This window comes from Mesorhizobium sp. M7A.F.Ca.US.006.04.2.1, from assembly GCF_004022915.1.
In the GTDB taxonomy this organism is placed as follows: Bacteria; Pseudomonadota; Alphaproteobacteria; order Rhizobiales; family Rhizobiaceae; genus Mesorhizobium; species Mesorhizobium ciceri.
The window spans coordinates 1-5,516 of sequence record NZ_RZQA01000416.1 but is presented as its reverse complement, the minus strand read 5'-3'; the positions used below and the strand labels follow the sequence as shown (position 1 = coordinate 5,516).

The window sequence follows — 5,516 nt, the reverse complement described above, 5'->3', positions numbered from 1 at the left end:
TGGCCGGGAATGGCGGCTTCAGCCGCGGCTGGCCCTTCTTGCCTTCGAGGCTTTCGAGAAGTGCAGTCTCCTCGCCGCAGATATAGGCGCCGGCGCCGTGGTGCATGTAGATGTCGAAATCGTAGCCGGACGTGTTGTTCTTGCCGATCAGCTTGGCCTCATAGGCCTCCTCGATCGCGCGCTGCAGCGCCTCGCGCTCGCGGATGAACTCGCCGCGCACATAGATGTAGGCGGCAACCGCACCCATGGCGAAACCGGCAAGCAGCGCGCCCTCGACCAGCGTGTGCGGGTCGTTGCGCAGGATGTCGCGGTCCTTGCAGGTGCCGGGCTCGGATTCGTCGGCGTTGATCACGAGATAGCTCGGCCGGCCATCGCTCTGCTTGGGCATGAACGACCATTTGAGGCCGGTCGGGAAGCCGGCGCCGCCACGGCCGCGCAGGCCCGACGCCTTCATCTCGTTGACGATCCACTCGCGGCCCTTGGCGACGATGCCGGGCGTGTTATCCCAGGCGCCGCGCGCCATCGCGCCGGCCAAGGACTTGTCGAACAGGCCGTAGATATTGGTGAAGATGCGGTCTTTATCCCCGAGCATTTTTCGTCCCTCAGACCGGCTTCTTGCCGAAGACGCGGATGTATTCGGCGACGCCACCCTTGGCGAGCGCCTTGGCCTGCTTGACCCAGTCGTCGCGATCGATGCGGCCCTGGAAAGAGAGATAGCCATCCACCCACTCGCGTTCGGCCTTCTTCCACGACGCGACCTGCGCGAAGGTAAAGATGCCCAGCGTATGCAGGATGCCCTCGATCTTGGGGCCGACGCCGGAGATCAGTTTGAGGTCATCGACCTGTGCCGGCCTGTCGATGCCGGCCGGGCGGTTCTTGTCCCCGAGCGACGGTTTGGCCGGCTTGGCGGCCGGTACCTTGACCTCTGGCGCCTTGAAGGCGGAGGCCGGCTCGGCCTTGGTGATGGGGCCACTGCGCTGCTTGGAAACCTGCTCGACTTTGGAGTCTGCCTTGTTGGCATTGGCGGCCGAATGCAGTGGAGCGGCAACACTCGCCGCCTTTTCAACCGCCGGCGCGACCTTGGTTTTTGAAGGCGTCTTCAACGCCGGGCTGGTTTCAGGGGCGTCGGTCTTCGGCTTGCTGGTGTTGGACGGTGCGACAGGGGCCGCGGCCGGCGCCGGCACCGGCGCTGCGACGATCGCGTCGGGTGCCGCCCTGGCGGCCTTGGCCGCCTCCCTGGCTTCCCTGTCGCGGGTCGACTTGAGGATCGCCTTTTCGCTCTTCAGCGTGGTGAGGCCGGAGGCCGGCTCCGAGCCGGTGCGGCCATTCTGCGGCCCCGGTTCCACCGCAGCACCCTTGCCGGCGTCATAGAGATCGATGATTTCAGCCAGGCGTTCCGGCGTCAGATCCTCGAACGTGTCCTTGAAGATCATCACCATCGGCGCGTTGACGCAGGCACCGAGGCATTCCACCTCTTCCCAGGACAAGGTTCCCTTGTCGTTGGTGTGGAACTGGTCGTGATGGATTTTGGAGCGGCAGACATCCATCAGCGCTTCCGAACCGCGCAGCATGCAGGGCGTGGTGCCGCAGACCTGGATGTGCGCACGCGTGCCGACCGGATTCAACTGGTACTGCGTGTAGAAGGTCGCGACTTCCAGCCCGCGGATGCGCGGCATGCCGAGCATGTCGGAGATCGTCTCGATCGCCGCCTTCGTCACCCAACCTTCCTGCTCCTGTGCTATCATCAGAAGCGGGATGATGGCCGACTGTTCACGGCCCTTCGGGTACTTCTTGATCCATTGCTTCGCAGCCGCGGCATTCGCCCGGTTGAAGGCGAAGGATGCTGGCTGGACGCTGGCTTCTGCGAGACGGCGGACTGACATTTAGCGATCGACCTCACCAAACACGATGTCGAGGGAGCCGAGAACGGCGGTGACGTCGGCCAGCATGTGGCCGCGGCAGAGGAAATCCATCGCCTGCAGATGCGCGAAACCCGGCGCGCGCAGCTTGCAGCGGTAGGGCTTGTTGGAGCCGTCGGAAACCAGATAGACGCCGAATTCGCCCTTCGGCGCCTCGACAGCGGCGTAAACCTCGCCGGCCGGCACGCGATAACCCTCGGTGTAGAGCTTGAAGTGATGGATCAGCGCTTCCATCGAGCGCTTCATTGCCTGGCGCTTGGGCGGCACCACCTTGCCATCGAGGTTCGACACCGGGCCGGTGCTCTCCTTGCCGAGCAAAAGGTCGACGCACTGGCGCATAATCTTCGCCGACTGGCGCATTTCTTCCATGCGCACGAGGTAGCGGTCGAAGCAGTCGCCGTTCTTGCCGATCGGAATATCGAAATCCATCTCCGAATAGCATTCATAGGGTTGCGACTTGCGCAGATCCCAGGCTGCACCCGAGCCACGCACCATCACGCCCGAAAAACCCCAGGCCCAGGCATCCGCCAGCGAGACGATGCCGATATCGACATTGCGCTGCTTGAAGATGCGGTTGCCGGTCAGCAGCCGGTCGAGGTCGTCGATCGACTTCAGGAACGGGTCGATCCACTTGCCGATGTCCTCGACCAGTTGACGCGGCAGGTCCTGATGGACGCCGCCGGGCCGAAAATAAGCGGCATGCATGCGCGAACCGGAGGCGCGCTCATAGAACACCATCAGCTTTTCGCGTTCGACGAAGCCCCACAGCGGCGGCGGCAGCGCACCGACGTCCATCGCCTGCGTCGTCACATTGAGGATGTGCGACATGATGCGGCCGATCTCGCTGTAGAGAACGCGGATCACCTGGCCACGCTTCGGCACCTCGATGCCGAGCAGACGCTCGGCGGCCAGCGCAAAGGCATGTTCCTGGTTCATCGGCGCGCAATAGTCGAGCCGGTCGAGATAGGGCACCGCCTGCAGATAGGTTTTGGCTTCGATCAGCTTTTCGGTACCGCGATGCAGCAGTCCGATATGCGGATCGACGCGGTCGACGACTTCGCCGTCCAGCTCCAGCACAAGGCGCAAAACGCCGTGCGCCGCGGGGTGTTGCGGGCCGAAATTGATGTTGAAGTTGCGGACGGAGGTTTCAGCCATTTACTGCTTTGCCTTCTCGTCACCCGGCAGCACGTAATCCGTACCTTCCCACGGGGACAGAAAATCGAAATTGCGGAATTCCTGCTTGAGCTCGACCGGCTCATAGATAACGCGCTTGGCCTCGTCGTCGTAGCGCACCTCGACGAAGCCGGTCAGCGGGAAATCCTTGCGCAAGGGATGGCCTTCGAAGCCATAGTCGGTCAGCAGGCGGCGCAGGTCGGGATGGCCGGAGAACAAAACGCCGTAGAGATCGTAGGTCTCGCGTTCGAACCAGTCGGCGCCGGGATAGACGCCGGTGATCGACGGCACCATGGTTTCCTCGTCGGCCTGCACCTTGACGCGGATGCGCACATTCTGCTTCGGCGACAACAGGTGATAGACGACGTCGAAACGCTTGGCCCGCGACGGATAGTCGGCGCCGCAGACATCGATGATCGAGATGAACTGGCAGCGCGCGTCGTCGCGCAGGAAGGTCATCACCTCGACCAGATCGCGCGGCTCGACATGGATGGTGAGTTCGCCATAGGCGATATCAGCCTCGTTCACGCGGCCGATCAGCTTCTCGCCGAGATAGGTCGACAGTTCGCTCAGGGATGCGGTCATGGATTTACCGTTCGATCGTGCCGGTGCGGCGGATCTTCTTCTGCAAGAGAAGAATGCCGTAGAGCAGCGCTTCGGCGCTCGGCGGGCAGCCGGGCACATAGATGTCGACCGGCACGATGCGGTCGCAGCCGCGCACCACCGAATAGGAATAGTGGTAATAGCCGCCGCCATTGGCGCAGGAGCCCATCGAGATGACGTAGCGCGGCTCCGGCATCTGGTCGTAGACCTTGCGCAGCGCCGGCGCCATCTTGTTGGTCAGCGTGCCGGCGACGATCATGATGTCGGACTGGCGCGGAGACGCACGCGGCGCGACGCCGAACCGCTCCGAATCATAGCGCGGCATCGAGGTGTGGATCATCTCGACCGCGCAGCAGGCGAGGCCGAACGTCATGAACATCAGCGACCCGCTGCGCGCCCAGGTGATGAGCGCCTCGGTCGAAGTGACCAGAAAGCCCTTGTCGGCCAACTCGTTGTTGATCTCGAGGAAGAAGGGATCGTCCTCCCCCACCGGCCTGCCGGTGTTGGGATCGATGATGCCCTTGGGCTTCGGCGCGACGAGGGTGCCTGAACTGTCGTTCAATCCCATTCCAGCGCTCCTTTTTTCCATTCATAGGCAAAGCCGATGGTCAGCACCGCCAAAAAAACCATCATCGACCAGAAACCGAGCATGCCGATCTTCGAAAACGACACCGCCCACGGAAACAGGAAGGCTACTTCCAGGTCGAAGATGATGAACAGGATCGACACCAGGTAGAAACGGATGTCGAACTTCATGCGGGCGTCGTCGAACGAGTTGAAACCGCACTCGTAGGCGGAAAGCTTTTCGGGATCGGGATTGCGGTAGGCCACCAGGAAGGGCGCGGCCAGCAGCGCCAGGCCGACAACCAGCGCCACGCCTATGAACAGGACGATGGGCAGGTATGAGCTCAAGAGTGCGTTCATGCTCGGCTTTCCGTTGGCGCCAATCCACGTTGATTACAGCACCGGACCCTAATGCGGAAGCGTGACAGTTTAACCGCTGAACCGTTTTAAGGGCCTATGCTGCAACGCGGCGAGGGTTAGCGCAGCACTTCCAGCGAAGCAAGTCAAACCTTGTTCAAAACATCGACCTGGACGGCATATCGCGGCAAACTGGTCCGATCCGCTCCTGTTTGATTTCCTTCGCTTTTTACTCCACTTTTCTCTCCTGACATGGATGCCGCCAAAACCCTGCTAGCATGGGTTGGAATCAGCCATTCGACCCTCGGTCAAAACACGTCAAAGTGATACCTGCATGAAGGAAAAGATCTCGCTCCCGATGGCCCGGCGCATCGCCCTTGCCGCCCAAGGGTTCCTCGATCCTCGCCCGACCGGCACGCCCGACCGCCGGCATTTTGCCCGCACGCTCTCCCGCACCGGCCTGTTGCAGATCGATTCCGTCAGCGCGGTGGTGCGCGCTCATTATATGCCGCTCTATTCGCGCCTTGGCCCCTACCCGTTCTCGCTGCTCGACAACGCGGCCGTGACGCGCAAGCGCATGGTTTTCGAATATTGGGCGCACGAGGCCTCCTTCCTGCCGGTCGAGACATACCCGCTGATGCGCTGGCGCATGCAGCGCGCCGAGCGGGGCGAGGAAATGTATCTGGGTCTCGCCAAATGGGGCCGCGAGCACGCCGCCTACATCGAAGAGATCTACCGCGAGGTCGCCGAGCGCGGCCCGATCGCCGCTTCCGCGCTGGAGGGCCAGAAAGGTTCGGGCGGCTGGTGGGGCTGGAGCCATGCCAAACACGCCTTCGAATGGCTGTTCTGGGCCGGCCGCATCACCACGGCGCACCGCCGCGGTTTCGAGCGCTTCTATGA

At 62.5% G+C, this 5,516-nt stretch carries 6 protein-coding genes and 1 pseudogene; 1 reads left to right on the top strand and 6 read right to left on the bottom strand.

Annotation, left to right across the window (positions count from 1 at the left end; translation table 11 throughout):
- The 6 genes and pseudogenes from EN925_RS21165 to EN925_RS21140 all read right to left on the bottom strand — a co-directional run.
- Positions 1 to 592 (bottom strand): annotated as a pseudogene (locus EN925_RS21165) (NADH-quinone oxidoreductase subunit F); the annotation flags it as partial.
- Positions 593 to 602: 10 nt separating this feature from the next.
- On the bottom strand, positions 603 to 1,883 hold the full coding sequence (locus tag EN925_RS21160) for an NADH-quinone oxidoreductase subunit E (RefSeq protein WP_024501360.1): 1,281 nt from the start codon (positions 1,881 to 1,883) through the stop codon (positions 603 to 605).
- The gene (locus tag EN925_RS21155; RefSeq protein ID WP_128336880.1) at positions 1,884 to 3,074 is read right to left on the bottom strand and encodes an NADH-quinone oxidoreductase subunit D; all 1,191 of its coding nucleotides are present in this window, start codon (positions 3,072 to 3,074) and stop codon (positions 1,884 to 1,886) included.
- A complete protein-coding gene (locus EN925_RS21150; RefSeq protein WP_127370116.1) occupies positions 3,075 to 3,677 on the bottom strand; it encodes an NADH-quinone oxidoreductase subunit C in 603 nt (200 codons plus the stop codon).
- Positions 3,678 to 3,681: 4 nt separating this feature from the next.
- Positions 3,682 to 4,263: an NADH-quinone oxidoreductase subunit B gene (locus EN925_RS21145; RefSeq protein WP_013531090.1), complete on the bottom strand. Its 582-nt coding sequence runs from the start codon at positions 4,261 to 4,263 to the stop codon at positions 3,682 to 3,684.
- Positions 4,254 to 4,619 (bottom strand): NADH-quinone oxidoreductase subunit A, encoded by a 366-nt coding sequence (locus tag EN925_RS21140; protein WP_010910112.1) that lies wholly within the window; start codon positions 4,617 to 4,619, stop codon positions 4,254 to 4,256. Before EN925_RS21140 ends, EN925_RS21145 begins: the two co-directional genes overlap by 10 nt.
- Before the next feature lie 331 nt (positions 4,620 to 4,950).
- Between EN925_RS21140 and EN925_RS21135 the strand changes: the two genes are divergently transcribed.
- Positions 4,951 to 5,516: crosslink repair DNA glycosylase YcaQ family protein (locus EN925_RS21135; protein WP_164894308.1), on the top strand; the 566-nt coding region annotated here is incomplete at its 3' end.